Annotated in this window: 13 protein-coding genes and 1 tRNA gene; 5 read left to right on the forward strand and 9 right to left on the reverse strand. The window is 64.4% G+C overall.

Going from position 1 to position 16,162, the window contains the following annotated elements; translation table 11 throughout:
- Window position 1: 1 nt before the first annotated feature.
- The gene (locus tag A5766_RS09915; RefSeq protein ID WP_064904537.1) at window positions 2-1,225 is read left to right on the forward strand and encodes an acyl-CoA dehydrogenase family protein; all 1,224 of its coding nucleotides are present in this window, start codon (window positions 2-4) and stop codon (window positions 1,223-1,225) included.
- A gap of 72 nt (window positions 1,226-1,297) precedes the next feature.
- Here the strand turns inward: A5766_RS09915 and crcB (A5766_RS09920) are convergent, their stop codons facing one another.
- From crcB (A5766_RS09920) to A5766_RS09955, 8 genes are all read right to left on the reverse strand, one after another.
- Complete coding sequence (gene crcB, locus A5766_RS09920; RefSeq protein ID WP_064862391.1) at window positions 1,298-1,666, reverse strand: fluoride efflux transporter CrcB; 369 nt, start codon at window positions 1,664-1,666, stop codon at window positions 1,298-1,300.
- Window positions 1,663-2,154 carry a fluoride efflux transporter CrcB gene (gene crcB / locus A5766_RS09925; RefSeq protein ID WP_064862397.1) on the reverse strand — a complete coding sequence of 164 codons (492 nt, stop codon included), beginning with the start codon at window positions 2,152-2,154 and terminating at the stop codon, window positions 1,663-1,665. Before crcB (A5766_RS09925) ends, crcB (A5766_RS09920) begins: the two co-directional genes overlap by 4 nt.
- A 1-nt stretch (window position 2,155) precedes the next feature.
- Window positions 2,156-4,123, reverse strand: a complete 1,968-nt coding sequence (locus A5766_RS09930) for a propionyl-CoA synthetase (RefSeq protein ID WP_082965490.1) — start codon at window positions 4,121-4,123, stop codon at window positions 2,156-2,158.
- On the reverse strand, window positions 4,098-4,346 hold the full coding sequence (locus A5766_RS09935) for a DUF2630 family protein (protein WP_064862393.1): 249 nt from the start codon (window positions 4,344-4,346) through the stop codon (window positions 4,098-4,100). Before A5766_RS09935 ends, A5766_RS09930 begins: the two co-directional genes overlap by 26 nt.
- A 42-nt stretch (window positions 4,347-4,388) precedes the next feature.
- Complete coding sequence (locus A5766_RS09940) at window positions 4,389-4,712, reverse strand: histone-like nucleoid-structuring protein Lsr2 (protein ID WP_064904543.1); 324 nt, start codon at window positions 4,710-4,712, stop codon at window positions 4,389-4,391.
- A 646-nt stretch (window positions 4,713-5,358) separates the two neighbouring features.
- Window positions 5,359-5,432: transfer RNA gene (locus tag A5766_RS09945), tRNA-Met, on the reverse strand.
- Window positions 5,433-5,549: 117 nt separating this feature from the next.
- Window positions 5,550-6,797: an MCE family protein gene (locus A5766_RS09950; protein ID WP_064904547.1), complete on the reverse strand. Its 1,248-nt coding sequence runs from the start codon at window positions 6,795-6,797 to the stop codon at window positions 5,550-5,552.
- 245 nt (window positions 6,798-7,042) lie between these two features.
- On the reverse strand, window positions 7,043-10,018 hold the full coding sequence (locus A5766_RS09955; RefSeq protein WP_064904549.1) for a UPF0182 family protein: 2,976 nt from the start codon (window positions 10,016-10,018) through the stop codon (window positions 7,043-7,045).
- 250 nt (window positions 10,019-10,268) lie between these two features.
- Between A5766_RS09955 and A5766_RS09960 the strand changes: the two genes are divergently transcribed.
- A complete protein-coding gene (locus A5766_RS09960; RefSeq protein ID WP_064865330.1) occupies window positions 10,269-10,892 on the forward strand; it encodes a PPA1309 family protein in 624 nt (207 codons plus the stop codon).
- A gap of 23 nt (window positions 10,893-10,915) precedes the next feature.
- On the opposite strand, the gene A5766_RS09965 is transcribed toward A5766_RS09960, so the two are convergent.
- A complete protein-coding gene (locus tag A5766_RS09965; RefSeq protein ID WP_064865343.1) occupies window positions 10,916-11,953 on the reverse strand; it encodes a YlbL family protein in 1,038 nt (345 codons plus the stop codon).
- 179 nt (window positions 11,954-12,132) lie between these two features.
- On the opposite strand from A5766_RS09965, the gene A5766_RS09970 reads away from it, so the two are divergent.
- The 3 genes from A5766_RS09970 to A5766_RS09980 all read left to right on the forward strand — a co-directional run bounded on the left by A5766_RS09970 (window position 12,133) and on the right by A5766_RS09980 (window position 16,032).
- Window positions 12,133-13,638: a zinc-dependent metalloprotease gene (locus A5766_RS09970; protein ID WP_064904561.1), complete on the forward strand. Its 1,506-nt coding sequence runs from the start codon at window positions 12,133-12,135 to the stop codon at window positions 13,636-13,638.
- Between the two features lie 99 nt (window positions 13,639-13,737).
- On the forward strand, window positions 13,738-14,646 hold the full coding sequence (locus tag A5766_RS09975; protein WP_064904552.1) for a hypothetical protein: 909 nt from the start codon (window positions 13,738-13,740) through the stop codon (window positions 14,644-14,646).
- Window positions 14,647-14,715: 69 nt separating this feature from the next.
- A complete protein-coding gene (locus tag A5766_RS09980; RefSeq protein ID WP_064865324.1) occupies window positions 14,716-16,032 on the forward strand; it encodes an ABC1 kinase family protein in 1,317 nt (438 codons plus the stop codon).
- Window positions 16,033-16,162: the final 130 nt, after the last annotated feature.

Below are 16,162 nucleotides of genomic sequence, written 5' to 3' on the forward strand. Positions count from 1 at the left end.
CATGGCAATCAATCTGGAACTCCCCCGGAAGCTGAACACCACGATCGACCAGGCCCACCAGGCCGCGGCCGAGATCTTCCGCCCCATCTCGCGCAAGTACGACCTCGCCGAGCACTCCTACCCGGTCGAACTCGACACTCTCGCAAGCCTGTACGACGGTCTCGCCGAGACCGGTCAGGCCGGTGCCGGTGCCGACGGCGGACGAAGCCAGGAGAAGAAGGCCAAGCCGGGGCGCGAGGGCGCGAATATCAACGGCGGCAACATGCAGTCGGTGATGAACGTCATCGAAACATGCTGGGGCGACGTCGGTTTGACGTTGTCGATGCCGTACCAGGGACTGGGCAACTCGGCCATCGCCGCTGTCGCGACCGACGAGCAGCTCAAGCGCTTCGGCAAGGTGTGGGCCGCCATGGCCATCACCGAGCCCAGCTTCGGCTCCGATTCGGCCGCGGTGACCGCCACCGCCACACTCGACGGCGACGAGTACGTCATCAACGGCGAGAAGATCTTCGTGACCTCCGGTTCGCGCGCCACCCACATCGTCGTGTGGGCAAGCGTCGACCGCAGCCTCGGGCGCGCGGCCATCAAGAGCTTCGTCGTGCCGCGTGAGCATCCCGGTGTCGAGGTGGTGCGCCTCGAGCACAAGCTGGGCATCCGCGTCTCCGACACTGCGGTGATCCGCTTCGAGAATTGCCGCATCCCCAAGGAGAATCTGCTCGGCAGTCCCGAGGTGGATACCAAGAAGGGTTTCGGCGGGGTCATGCAGACCTTCGACAACACCCGCCCACTCGTCGCGGGTATGGCCATCGGTGTAGCGCGCGCCGCCCTGGAGGAGTTGCGTCGCATCCTCGAGGAGGCGGGCATCGAGATTGATTACGACAAGCCTGCCGAGAACCAGCATGCCGCCGCTGCCGAGTTCATCCGGATGGAGTCCGACTACGAGGCCGCCTACCTGATGACGATCCGCGCCACGTGGATGGCCGACAACAAGGAACCCAACTCGCTGCAGGCATCGATGGCCAAGGCCAAGGCCGGCCGCACCGTCACCGACGTCACCAACAAGGCCGTCGAACTGACTGGCACGCTTGGGTATTCGGAGCGGCTGCTACTCGAGAAGTGGGCCCGCGACTCGAAGATCCTCGACATCTTCGAGGGCACCCAGCAGATCCAGCAGCTCATCATCGCGCGCCGCGTGTTGAACAAGAGCAGCGCAGAACTCAAGTGAGACACTGAGTCTCGACGAGTCACGAGCCCTGCGGCGCCACGGTGCCGCAGGGCTCGATTCTTTCCCGACCCCTCACACAGCCCACGCGAGCGCGAGCCCGACGGCGCAGGCCGCAGTGGCCGCCGCCACCGAGCCCACCGCATTGCACAGCGCGAGCCCACCGGCGCGCCGCTCGGCCAGACGCACCGTCTCGACGCTTGCCGTGCTGAAAGTCGTATAGCCGCCGCAGAATCCGGTGCCCACGATGGCCTGCAGCTCACTCGGCGCCCCGTGGTAGATCACCAGCCCCGCGAGCACACCCAACAGCAACGAGCCGGACACGTTGATGATCAACGTCGCCCACGGGAACGTCGTGTTCCGCCACCGCTTGATCGCACCATCGACGACGAAGCGCGCCACGGCCCCGAGCGCACCCGCGAGGAGTATCGCCAGCACCGTCACGACACACCGCCTCGTCGCACCGCACGTCGTCGACCCGCGGTGCCCGCCACGACGATGCCCGCCCAGGCGCCGAGCACACCGAGCACGACGCTGACCACCGCATACGCGATCGCCACCCCGGGCGCGCCGTGATCGCCGAGTTGGGTGGTCTCGAGCGCGAACGTGGAATACGTCGTGAAGGCCCCGCAGAGACCGGTGCCCGCAAAGACACGCACAGTGCGACGCCAGCCGTCGTCGGGGCCCGCGAGCGCCAAGAACTCCAGCAACGCGCCGAGCACGAACGCGCCGCTGACATTGATCGCGAACGTCGCCCACGGCCATCCCGTGCCGACCGTGGGAAATGCCTCCTCGATCACGTAGCGCAGACCAGTTCCGCAGATCCCGCCGAGGAAGACCAGTGCGATCGCTCCGAACTGCAGGTGCAGAGGCCGGTCGGCCGGCGCGTCGGGATCTATCGAGCCGTCGCCCCTGGGCGCGAAGTCCGCGATGTCACTGTCCGATCTGTTGCGCGAGTCGCGCCAGGACGTTCGGATCCTCGATGGTCGACGGCACGGCGTACTCCTGATGATCGGCGATCTGCCGCATGGTCTTTCGCAGAATCTTGCCCGACCGTGTCTTCGGTAGCGCGGCAACCACGGTCACGTCGCGGAACGTCGCCACCGGCCCGATCTCGTCGCGGACCTTCGCGATCAGTTCGTCACGCAGCGTGTCGGGTTCGATCTCGACACCCGACTTGAGCACGACGTAGCCACTCGGACGCTGACCCTTGAGGTCGTCGTGGATGCCGATCACGGCGCATTCGGCGACCGCGGGATGCGACGCCACGACAGCCTCGATGCTTCCGGTCGACAGTCGGTGCCCGGCGACGTTGATCACGTCGTCGGATCGTCCGAGGATGAAGATGTAGCCGTCGTGGTCGATGTATCCGGAGTCGCCGGTCAGGTAGTAGCCGGGGAAGGCGTTGAGATACGAACTGCGATAACGCTCTTCGTCGCCCCACAGTCCGGTCAATGTGCCCGGTGGCAACGGCAGTGCGATCACGATATTGCCTTCGACGCCCGCATCGACGACGTTCCCCTCGGCGTCGACGACACCGACTCCGAAGCCCGGGACGGCAACGGTCGCCGATCCCGCCTTGACCGGCATCGGTTGCAGCCCACGCAGATTGGCCGCGATCGCCCATCCGGTCTCGGTCTGCCACCAATGGTCGATCACCGGCACACCGAGCACGTTCGACGACCAGGCGAGCGTGTCGGGGTCGAGCCGCTCACCCGCGACGAAGAGCGAGCGGAGTGACGAGATGTCGTACTGATCAAGAAGTCTCGCGTCCGGGTCGGTCTTGCGGATCGCCCGGATCGCGGTCGGCGCGGTGAACAGCGCCTTGACCCGGTGCTCGGCGATGACTCGCCAGAAGGCTCCCGCATCAGGTGTGCCAACCGGTTTGCCCTCGTACATCACCGTCGTCGCGCCGACGAGCAGCGGCGCGTAGACGATGTACGAGTGGCCGACAACCCACCCGACGTCCGACGCCGTCCACCAGATGTCGCCCGCATCGATGTCGTAGATGTTCGCCATCGACCAGGTCAGTGCGACAGCGTGCCCGCCGTTGTCGCGCACAACGCCTTTGGGCTTTCCCGTAGTACCCGACGTATACAGGATGTAGAGCGGGTCGGTCGCCGCGACGTCGACGGCTTCGGTGAGACCTGCCGTCTCCATCTCGGCATCCCAATCGAGCCAGTCGCGCCCTTCATTACTCGACGAGTCGCCTTCATTGCTGGACGAGCCATGGTCGGCGGCAGAACCCGCCACCTGCGGGCGATCCTTCACGATGACCGTCGAGACAGCGCTGTCGGAGAGGTCAAGGGCGCTTGCCACCATCGGCAGATACTCGACGCTGCGTCCCGGCTCGAGGCCGCCCGATGCGGTCACGATCGCAACCGGCTCGGCGTCGTCGATGCGTGTGGCGAGTTCGGGGGCGGCAAAGCCGCCGAACACCACCGCATGCACTGCACCGAGCCGCGCGCAGGCGAGCATGGCGATCGCTGCCTCGGGGATCATCGGCATGTAGATGATGACCCGGTCGCCGCGAGAGACACCCCGGCGGCGCAGCACGTCGGCGAATCGCGAGACCTCCACCAGCAGCTCGGCGTAGGTGTACTCGCGGATCTCGTCGACCATCGCGGAGTCCCAGATCAGGGCGAGACGGTCACCATGCCCCGCGGCGACGTGCCGGTCCAGCGCGTTGTAACAGGTGTTGAGCCGACCGTCGGGGAACCAGCGATACATCGGCGCTGTCGAATCGTCGAGTGCCACGGTCGGCGGAACCGACCATTCGACGTCGGCTGCTGCCTGCAGCCAAAAGTTCTCCCTATCGTCGACGCTGCGCGCGAACGTGTCGTCGTAGCTCGCCATCGAACGCTCTTCTCGTCGCTCAGTCCAGGTACTTTTCGACGACATCGGCCGGCCTGGTTGCCGCAGCGTCAGGGTCCTGGCCTGCGTCCCGTTTGGCCTGACGCTGCCGCAAGAGATCCCAGGCCTGATCGAGAGACACCTCGACCTGCGACAGACGCGAGTTCTCCTCGTCGGGCGTGATGTCGCCGCGGCCCACCTTGGCGCGGAGTTCGTGCTCCTCGGCTATGAGGTCGTTGATGTGTTCGTGGATTTGCTTATCGGTCGCCATGACCCCCACGTTAGTCCCGACGATGCGACACGAGCCGCAAATTCAGACCGCGCCCTCGAATGCCGACACGATCTCCGACGAGATGCGACCGCGGTTGCTGATCTCGTAACCGTTCTCGCGTGCCCAGGCGCGGATAGCCTGCGTCCTGGGGTGCGCCCGCTTGGACGGGTGCCTGTTGCCCGAACCATCCGCAACGCGAGAAATTGCAAGATACTTCTGAAGCGATTGTGCGAATTCCTTCGCATGCGCAGGTGACGTGTCGAACTCGTACTGTTTTCCGTTCAGGCCGAAAACCACGGTCACCGCTTCGTCCAATTCAGAACCGTCGAGATCGTCGACGAACTTGACTATCTTCTTTGTCGCCATTCCGGCGTCCCCTCCCTCGTAATCGCTGAAATCCGACAACCCCGGCAGCTATCCCTCCTGGCGCAATCAGCAGTGATGAGCGTCACTACACCAGCGCAGTGTGCCGTGTTCGCACACGCCACACTGCCGACCGCACGGTTCATCCCCCCGGACGGACTCTGCGCCAAGTTGCCCCAACAACTCACAGCGCACACATCGCTATCGAATCGACATGAGTATATCGAATCTCTGATTGAAGGTGCTCATCAACGCCGGATCGTCGAATTCACCTAAAGACAAACCGTGCCGCTCGCGCCGCAAAGTGGAAATCGACGTGAGCCCAAGACTGCCACCATCGGCCACCCCGGTGTCTAGTAATCGGGTGTCTACTTCTGCATCCACTGCCGGGAGGTGTGATGACAGCAATCTCTTCCGACGCGCGTGACACGGATCGAGTCCTCGACGACGCCGTCAACCAATCTCTCGCCCACGGCCATCGCCACTTCGCGGTCCGGATACGTTTGTGCCCAAAAGTTAGATCGCCGCGGAGGGAATTATTCACCTACCCGCGGTGACATGGTTTCGCGATGAGCGGGAACCGCACTGGCACAAATGAATCCGGCCCCGCCGGGGCGATGGTCCTCGTCCCGGCGGGGCCGGTTCCTAGTAGCGGGGACAGGATTTGAACCTGCGACCTCTGGGTTATGAGCCCAGCGAGCTACCGAGCTGCTCCACCCCGCGTTGGTGAACACCACGTTACAGGTGCGTTCGGCGCAGATGCAAATCCATTGCGCCGACCGGTATGACCTGCGGCGATGCGTCGAAAAGTGGCATCGGCGAGCATCGTGGTGACCGACGTCACGACGTCCGCACGCCCATCAGACCCGCGAGTTGCTGCGCGAGCGGATTGAGGTTGAGCTTGTCGGGGTCCTTCTTCGGCGTCGAGTCCCACGGCTGCGGAGTGTTGGGGTTGGCGGTTGAGACTCGTTGTGCGCCACGGACAGCCGTCGGGTTACCGAAGGGCACGGTGCACTTCGCCTCTGTGTTGAACGGGAACTCGTCGTAGTTGATGTCGAAGGCCGGCTTCTCACGTCGAACCCGCGCGAGCATCGCGTCGGTCGACTCATAGCCCTGCGTGCACGCCGGCGGGTTATTGGTCTCCAGCACCACGCCGAAGTGGATCTGACCGTCACCCGGCGCCGTCGTATGCCCCTGTGCCGACAGCAGACTGAGCATCGCGAAGGTGTTTCCGATGTTGTAGCCCGCGGGCGCGATGGTGCGGGCCACCTCGGAGAGCTGCCCGACCACCTTGCCGATATCGCCACCGTTGCGCTGGATGAGTATGGAGATCTGCGTGGCCGAGGTCGTTCCCGTTGTCAGCAGCCTGCGCAGATCGGGATCCGACGACGCGAGTGTCGCGGTGATCAGATCAAGGCTGCGCGACCACGCCAGGATCTGATCCGACTGCGCCGCTTGCGTCGCGAGCACGGAGTCTGCCGAGTTGATCAGCGAGATTGCCTGCGGCAGTGAGTCAACCCCTGCGCGCGAAAGCTTCCCGAGCGAGTCGACGAGCCGTGTGAGGTTATCTGCCTGCCCGTTGAACGCCGCGCCGAGCTGGGTGATGACAGTGTGCAGATCGTCGATCGGGATCGACGAGGTGAAGTCGAGCGCCGACGACACGACGTCTTCGATCGGTGGCGGGACGGAAGTCTTGGTGATGACCGATCCGTCGTGCAGGAATGGCCCAGAACCCGACTGCGGTCGCAGATCGACGTACTGCTCACCGATGGCCGACCGATTCGCCACCACGGCAACCGAATTCGCCGGAATGTCGGGTCCGGACGACTCGAGGATCAGCGGCACCGTGACCCCGTCCGACCTGAGCGTCAGTGTGCCGACACGACCCACGGGCACGCCCATATAGGTGACCTCGGCGTTGGTGAAGATCCCACCGGACTCCGGCAGATGAGCGTCGACCGTGTAGATCCCCACGCCGACAACACGATTGAGATGCACGTAGCGGATGCCCGCGAAGACCGACACCACAAGCCCGGCGATGATCAGCACAGCGATCTGGATTCGAGCGAGCCGACTCAGCGGTGGCATCTTCCCCGACCTCCCCAACGAACAATCAGCACCCGGCTTATCGAGCACTCGCGATTGTCACATTAGCCATCGTCATCGACGATGCTTGCATCGTGAACGATCGATGTGACGGTCCCTTGAACCACGGCTTTCAGTGCGCCAGAGCACATTTGGATGCGCGATGAGACCGGCGAGACAAGACCCCACAACGACTCTCGGCGTCGGACCGCTGTGGTCCGACGCCGAGAATCGGCCGTTACTCGAGGTCAGTTGCCGGAGGGCAGCGCCTCGTAGTTCTGCACAGCCTTGTTCAGCCGGTCGAGCGCCTGCCCGTACGCGGTGAAGTCGCCCTTGCTCTGCGCATCCTTGAGCTGGCCGAGTGCAGCACCGATCTCCTTCACCGCGGCGTCACGCTGCGGAGACGACGGCCCCTGCTGGCTCGGTTGTGTCGGCTGCGCGATGGGCTGTTGGCCATCGTCGCCGACGTCGACCGGACCGTTCTCGGGTGTCGTCGCCTGGGCGGGTGAAATACCCACCTGCTTGAGCGCCTCGGCCACCGTCGCGGCGTAGCCGACGCGGGCCTCGTCGCTGGCGGCGTTGTAGTAGACCAGCACACGGTAGAGCTTCGGTATCGCGGAGTCGTCGGTCTTCGACTGCGTGTACATCGGCTCCATGTAGAGCACGCCGTTCTGTCCCACCGGAAGGGTGAGCAGATTGCCGTAGGTGACCTTGGTGGTGTCCTCGACCTGTTTTCGGTCGGATGCCACGGGTCCGGCGCTCTTCATGTTCTCTTGCGCCTGCTGCGGTCCGACGGTCTGCTTGGTCGTCGGCAGTGTCTTGACGGTGATCTTGCCGTAGTCGTCGGGGTCCGACGACGCCGTCATGTACGCCGAGAGGAATCGACTGTTGAAGCCGTTCATCACCGTCGTCAACTGGAACTCCGCCTGCGGCCCGCGCGGCGATGCCGCGGTGAAGTAGTACGGCGGCTGACTCAGACCCTGCTGCGTCGCGTCGTCCTTCGTCGGGTCGTTCGGGATCGACCAGAAATCGTTGCTGCGGAAGAACGTTCCCGGGTCCGACACGTGATAGCGCGACAACAGCGCGCGCTGGATCTTGAACAGGTCCTCGGGATAGCGCACGTGCTGCTTGAGATCAGCCTGCTTGTCGAAGTCGCTGCGCGGCTTGACCGTTCCAGGGAAGACCTTCATCCAGGTCTTGAGCACGGGGTCGTTCTGGTCGACCTCGTACAGGGTCACCTTGCCGGTGTAGGCGTCGACGGTCGCCTTCACCGAGTTGCGCACGTACGACACCTGCTTGTTGACCTGCGTCCGGCCCGTCTGGCCGCGGTTGAGCTCCTGAGCATCGGTCGTCGCATCCTGCAGCGACGTCTTCTGCGCGTACGGGTATGTCGCAAGAGTGGTGTAGCCGTCGACGATCCACTTGATCGACCCGTCAGCCATCACCGACGGATAGGTCTTGGAATCGACGGTCAGCCACGGTGCGACCTTCTTGACGCGGTCTCGGGGGTCGCGGTTGTAGATGATCTTCGAGTTGGAGTTGATTGCGCCCGAGAGCAGGATGTTGCGCTCGGTGTACTTGACCGAATACAGCAACCGGTTGAACCAATTACCAAGAGAGACACCCGAATCGGCACTGTAGGTGTAGTTCTTGCCGTCGAGGTCGTACTCCTTGTCGCCTCCGGTCGATCCGACGATCGCGTAGTCGGGATCGACTTTGGCGATCAGCTCGCCGAAGTAGATACGCGGCTGGCTGACCTTGATCGGAGCGTTGGCCTTGTAGTTCTCGGTCTGGTAGTTCTCCAGGTCGCTCACCGCGAAGACCGGCAGGCCACCGCGATCGCTCTCGGCATCCGACGACGCTTCGTCGACGGTGTTCGCCTGCGCGGCGATGAATCCGTTGCCGTGTGTGAAGACGGTGTGCTTGTTGATCCAGTTCTGCTGGTTGGCGTCGAACTTGCTGGGATCGAGTTCGCGTGCGGCGACGATGAAATCGCGCTGCTGACCGTCGACGTTGTAGCGGTCGACGGCGAGCTGAGTCGGGAATCCGTAGAAGTTCTTGAGCTTCTGACGCTGGGTGAACGCGGGCTCGATCACGTTCGGATCGAGGATGCGGATATTCGACAGCGTGGCGCTGTCGTTGTTGACCGCGACAGGATCGGCCGGTTGCTGGGTCCAATTGCGTTGATACTCGACGTCGGTGCCGTCGACGAGGCCGTACGCCTGTTTCGTCGCGTCCATATTGCGCTGGATGTATTCGAGTTCTTTTTGCGCCGCGTTCGGCTTGACCGAGAACTGCTCCATCGCCAGCGGCCACCCGACGCCCATGACAAGCGCGGTGAACAACATCAGCACGGTTGCGAGAGCAGGAACGCGGAGATCCCGCATCACCGCGCCCGCGAAGAATGCGACGGCACAGATGATCGCGACGACCATGAGGATCAGTTTCGACGGCAACACCGCGTTGATATCGGTGTAGCTCGCGCCGGTGAAGATCTCCTGTTTGCGCTGACTCGACAACAGCGAATACCGATCGAGCCAGTACGACACCGCCTTGAGCAACAAGAAGGTTCCCGCGAGGACGGCCAGTTGAATTCGGGCGGCGTTGGTGATCGAGTTGCCGCCGCTGCCGAGACGAATGCCGCCGAACAGGTAGTGGGTGATCAGGTTCGCGAAGAAGGAGATCACCACCACAACGAACAGGATGTTGAGCACGAACCGATAGAACGGAAGGTCGAAGGCGTAGAACCCGACGTCGAGGCCGAATTGCGGGTCGCGTTGCCCGAACTCGGTTCCGTGCAGGAAGGTCTGCACCGTGGCCCACGAACCCTGCGCGACGAGCGCGAAGATCAGCCCGATGAGAATCGGCGGGATGATCGCGTACCAGCGAATGTGGCCCATGATCGAGGCCCGGTACCGCGCCAGTGGATCATTCGGGCCGCTCGCGGGCACGAAGACCGGGCGCGACCGATAAGACAACGCAACGGCGCCGAAGATCAGACCACCCGCGACGATCCCGACGATGAAGAACAACGCGATGCGTGTCCACACGATCGTGGAGAACACCTCGGTGTATCCGACGTCGGACATCCACAGCCAGTCGGTGATGACGCTGACGAGCCGTGGCCCCACCAGCAGCACCACGAGGATGGCCACACCCACCCCGATGGCGATCTTGCTCTTGCGCGACAGTGTCGGCATGCCCGCCGGCCCGCGTACGCCCACTAACCCACTCTCCCAGTGCCATCGTTCTCGGTGCGATCGGTGTTCTCGGTGCGATCGTTGTTCTCGGTGCGATCGTTGATTTCACCACGATCATTACAGGGCGGACCCGGTTCGGTCATTTCGGACATCTCCGGGGCTGCCGCACCTCGACTGCGCGATCGTGGCATTCACTGTACTGTCCCCGCGCCGACCCCATCGGAGGACGTGTCCGCGGTACATCTGCACAACGTAGCGGGCAGTATGGAGTTCCATGACCGACGAGCACACAGGCCCCGACGACGTCGGCACGTTTTCTCGTGACGATCTGGGCAGCGCACTGCACGACGTACTCGATCACGTGGAATCCGGAGGCTGGGGCCAGCCGCCGCAACTGTTCGCCCTCGTGCCGACGAGTCTGATCGCCGCGCAGAATCCGGGGCTCGTCGACGAGGACGACGACTCCGCGCTGAGTCCCGTCGCGCAGGACCCACTCGAGGTCGCCGCGGGCGACGAGCCCTACGCACAGCTCGAGGAGTTCTTGGCGACAGCGACGTGGAGTCCGCCGGTGGAAGGGGTCGCGCTGGTCCTGGAGATCGTCGTGTTGCCTCCGGATGCCGAAGGTGACCTGGACTCCGCATTCGAACCACTGCTCGGCGATCCGGCCGCGAGCGAGTCCGCAGCGCGCGCAGCGGCCCGCAGACACCCGTCGGCGCGCACGGCACGCCTGGCGGTCGGCGCCCTGCGTGAGGGCAAGACGCTGTCGTTGATGCGGTTGCAGCCCACTCCGGACGACGATCCCGATGCTCCGATGGAACTGCTCACGCATCCAGAACTGGCGTCGACGCTGCAGTCGGCTCTGGCCGCCACGCTCGACGACCGCGGACCACAGGCCTAGCACTCAGCGGGATCGACGCCGCGTCAGCAGTGAGGTGCGTCCTTGCCGGCGCGCACATCGTCGAGCGCCGAGAGCGCGGAGTCGAGCGAGTTCACCTTGACCAGTTGCAGTCCGTCGGGAGCGTCGGACTTGGCCTCGGTGCAGTTGCGTTCCGGCACGAGGAAGACGGTCGCTCCGGCTTCACGGGCGGCGCGGGTCTTGTGCGTGATCCCGCCGATGGGGCCGACCTGACCGTCGTCGGCGATCGTTCCGGTGCCCGCGATGAACTTGCCGCCGGTCAGCTCGCCGGTTGAGAGACGGTCGATCACCGCGAGTGTCAGCATCAGACCGGCTGACGGGCCGCCGATGTCGCCGACGTTGTAGGTGATCTTCAGGTTGGGGTCGGCGTTGACCACATCCGGCGTGAGTCCTATGTAGGCGACGTCGTTGTCGTCGGGGCGAGCGGCCGCAGTGACCGTGACGGTTTGCTTGGTGCCCGCGCGATCGATCTCGATCGGGATCTGCGCACCCGGCTTTTGCTTGCGTACGGCCGACTGCACATCCTCCGACGTCGACACCGCTACCCCACCGACCGACAGGATCTGATCCCCCTGCCGCAACACCTTCGACGACGGTCCGTCTGCGGCGACGGAGTCGACGATCAGCTTGGTCGGACGGTTGAGGTGGCGCAGCGCGGCGGCCGTCGCGGTGCTCTCCGACCCGGACATCTGCTGCTGGTTCTGTTCCTGAACCTGCTGCGTCGTCTGGTCGGGCGGGAAGATCTGCTCACGGGGCTGCACGGTGTAGCGGCCGGAGACCCACAGGCGGATCGAATCGAACAGGGTGAGGCCGTCATTGACCGACACGGTCGTGAGGTTGAGGTTTCCGGTCGTCGGATCGACGGGGGTACCGGTGATGTCGACGACGGGCTTGTCGTCGAGCTTGCCCAGCGTGTTGACGGTCGGTCCTGGTCCGAGCGCCACGAAGGGCACCTGCACGGTTGTGCCGACGACAATGAGGATGAGAAGGAGCAGCGTCGTCACTGCGATGGTGGCGATTCGGCGGGAATGCTGCCGCACCATCGTTGCGGGACCTGTCATTCCGCCCACCATAATCGACGCCGCGAGGGGCACTTGCACGCAGGCGCGAGCGGGCACGATTGAGCCGACGTCGCGCAGCGTCGAAGATCATGAGCGAACTACGCTCAAGGCGAACGTCGTGCAGGTCACCCATGGTCGACTCGGACGGTACCGTGGAACCCATGAGTGATTTGCCCTTCGGTTTCTCCCCGTCCGGCGACGGTGACGACAACAACCGCGACAAGAACCGCGACGACAAGGGCAGTGGTGCGTCCGGCGGCGCCTCTGGTGGAGGCGATTCCGCACAGAACCCCTTCGGCTTCGCGCTCGGCGGTGAGTCGCTCGACCCCGCGGCGCTCGGCCAGGTGTTCAGCCAGCTCGGCAGCATGCTCAGCGGGATGGGTTCTGGCACCTTCGGCTTCGGTGGTCAGGGAAAGGGATCGGGGCCGGTCAACTACGACCTCGCGTCGAACCTCGCCCGCCAACAAATCGGCAACTTCACCCCTGTCCTGGAGCGGGAGACCAACGCCGTCACCGACGCGGTTCGTCTCGCCGACGTCTGGCTCGACGACGCGACCACACTGCCCAGTGGTGTCAGCAAGTCTGTCGCGTGGACTCCGGTGCAGTGGCTCGAGGAGACCATGCCGACATGGAAGCGCCTCTGCGATCCCGTCGCCCAACAGCTTTCGCGTACCTGGGAGCAGAATCTGCCTCCCGAGGCAGCGCAGTTCGCTGGCCCCATGATGGGCATGCTGACCCAGATGAGCGGCATGGCCTTCGGCACCCAGCTCGGACAGGGACTCGGCCAACTGGCCAAGGAGGTTCTCACCTCCACCGATATCGGTCTGCCGCTCGCACCCGAGGGCGAGGCAGTGCTGCTGCCCGAGGCGATCGCCGCGTTCGCCGAGGGACTCGAGCAGCCGGCACAGGAGATCGTCGTCTTCCTCGCAGCGAGAGAGGCAGCGCACCTGCGCCTCTTCACGCATGTGCCGTGGCTGCGTCAGCGTCTGTTCGCGACGGTCGAAGAGTACGCGCGTGGCATCACCGTCGATTTCAGTGGCATCACCGACCTCACCGCGAACATCGATCCGGCGCAGTTGTTCTCCGATCCGTCGAAGCTCGAGGAGCTGATGAGTTCCTCTGCGTCGTTCGAGCCCACGACGACTCCCGAGCAGAAGGCCGCGCTCAGCAGGCTCGAGACACTACTCGCCCTCGTCGAGGGGTGGGTGGAACAGGTTGTGTCACAAGCACTTTCTGATCGAATCCCAAGTACCGCAGCGCTCACCGAGACCATGCGTCGACGTCGCGCGTCCGGCGGCCCCGCCGAGCAGACCTTTGCGACGCTCGTCGGACTCGAGCTGCGTCCCCGCAAGGTGCGCGAGGCGTCGACCCTGTGGCGTCAGCTCGCCGAGGCCAGCGACATCAACAACCGCGACGGCGTCTGGGCGCATCCCGACCTCATGCCCGATGCCGACGACCTCGACAATCCCGCAGGCTTCATCGATCGCGTCATCGGCGGCGACGTGGGTGGCATCGACGAGGCGATCGCCGAGCTCGAGCGCACGCTCGCCGAAGAGGCCGAAGAGGCGGCGAAAGACTCCGGCGACAAGCCCGAGTCCGGCGGCGCGCTCGGCGATGACAAGGGCAATGACAGTAAGGACGACGGGAAGCCTGACGGCGACGCCTGAAGTCGACATCTGTGCATAGAGTCCGACGCACTGCGTCGGCTGTGGATAACGTCGCCGCGGATCGGCGCGCGCCACGATTCTGCTGGCAGAGTTGCTTCCATGGCGCGACGTGCAGGTGAGCTGCTGACATCGGATGAGTACTTGCCCGTCGTCATCCCGGGCACAGTCGTCGTCATCCGACCGGGAAATCGGCTGCAGATCGGTAGCGGCCCCGACAGCGGCATCGTGGTCGAACTCGACCGCGACGTGTCGGCACGCCAACTCGCGGATCTACTCGTGACGCTCGAGCGCCCACAGCGAATGTCCGACGTCGCAAGCGAACTCGCGACGACCGGCCTGACTCCCGACGACCTGACCACCCTGCTCGAGCACATGGTCGCGGCTGGCCGTGCGCTGCACGGACTCTCGTCTCCACGTCGTATCGACGAGCGCCTGCGCCGCATCCGCGTCCACGGCTCAGGCCCATTGGGTTCACAGCTCGCGACGTCCCTGGCCGACGCTGGGTTCTCCGTGACCCGATCGAGCGGACGACCATCGCCCGAGCATCCGGTGTCGGGATGGCCGACGGATCTGGTGGTGCTCACCGACTATCTGGTACACGACACGATGCTCGTCTCCGGTCTCATGGACGCGGGAAAGCCCCATCTGCAGGTGCGGATGCGCGACGGAGTGGGGATCGTCGGACCGCTGGTGTTGCCGCGACTCACGAGCTGCCTGTCGTGCATCGATCTGCATCGCGCCGACCGCGATCCCGAGTGGCCGATCGTCTCGGCACAGTTGGTGAGGGTCGCCGGTCACGGCCGACCGGCAACGGTCCGGGCGACCGCCGCCCTCGCCCACGAACACATCGAGCAACTGTCCGTGGCGATCTGCGCGCCCCAGAGTGCGCGACAACCCGAGCTGTTCGGGCGCACCGTCGAACTCCATTCCGAGCCAACGCGGATCGTCACGAAGACATGGGTTCCGCATCCGCTGTGCAGGTGTCAATACGACGCCGCCGCCGGATGATGGCGCGGACGTGATGGCTGAGGCCGATCCTCAGGTCGGTCCTCTATCCTGTGATGGGGAAAGGACACCATGACCGACATCACACGCGGGCAGCATCGTCGCAACGCACGGCTCGCGACGCTCCCTATCGGTATGGCAGGTCGAGCGGCCGCAGGCCTCGGCAAACGGATGGTCGGAAAAGACAAGGACGAGGTCAACCAGGAGCTCCTGGAAAAGGCCGCCGACCAACTTTTCTCGGTGCTCGGCGAGCTCAAGGGCGGAGCGATGAAGGTCGGGCAGGCCATGTCGATCATGGAGGCCGCGATCCCCGACGAGTTCGGCGAACCCTTCCGCGAAGCACTCACCAAACTGCAGGCCGAGGCTCCCCCGCTACCGGCGCAGAAGGTCCACAAGGTTCTCGACCAGCAACTCGGTACGAAATGGCGCCAGCGCTTCCGTGAGTTCTCCGACGAGCCCGCGGCGTCGGCAAGCATCGGTCAGGTCCACAAGGGCGTCTGGTCTGACGGCCGGGAGGTCGCCGTCAAGGTGCAGTACCCGGGCGCCGACCACGCATTGAAAGCCGACCTCAAGACGTTGTCGAGGATGTCGGGGCTGCTGCAGAAGCTCTCGCCCGGTACGGACGTCAAAGCGATGATGGACGAACTCATCGACCGCACCGAGGCCGAGCTCGACTACCTCGGCGAGGCCGACAACCAGCGAGCGTTTGCCAAAGCATTCGACGGCGACTCCGATTTCGTCATCCCCAAGGTCATCGCGAGCGCGCCCAAGGTGGTCGTGTCGGAGTGGCTCGACGGCACGCCGCTGTCGAAGATCATCACCTCAGGCGACCAGGCGACCCGCAACGAAGCCGCCGCACGTATGGCCACGTTCGAGGTCAGCTCCCCGTTCCGGGTCGGTCTGCTCCACGGCGACCCGCATCCGGGCAACTTCTTCATCACCGACGACGGCCGCTTCGGGGTGCTCGACTTCGGCGCCGTCGGCCACTACCCCAACGGACTACCTCCGGAAACCGGCCCCATCCTGCGGCTCGCGCGTGACAAGAAGTACGACGAACTGACAGAAGAGATGATCAAGGCAGGCTTCATCCTGCGGTCCCGCGCCGACCGGGTCAGCCCAGACGACATCGAGGCTTACCTGAAGCCGTACGTCGATCCGCTGTACTCCGAGTCGTTCCACTTCACCCGCAAGTGGCTCCAACGCGCCGCGGGCAAGGCAACCGACGTGCGCGGCGAAGTGTACAAGACCTCGCGAAACCTCAACGTGCCCAAGCAGTATGTGATGGTGTTCCGTGTCCTCGCGGGCTGTGTGGGCATCGCCTCGCAGCTCGATGCCGAGGCCCCATACCGGGCGATCATGGAGAAGTGGGTACCGGGTCTCGCCGACTGAGTTCTCCGTTTTCCACGCTGTCCGAATTGTCGTACCCACCCTGTAGCGTTGTTGTCAGATCGAACACACAAGCGATCACCGACACGCGGCAAAAAAAGGGGGGTGGCCATGACCGACATCATCGATGACA

This window comes from Gordonia sp. 852002-51296_SCH5728562-b (genome assembly GCF_001665475.1).
In the GTDB taxonomy this organism is placed as follows: Bacteria; Actinomycetota; Actinomycetes; order Mycobacteriales; family Mycobacteriaceae; genus Gordonia; species Gordonia sputi.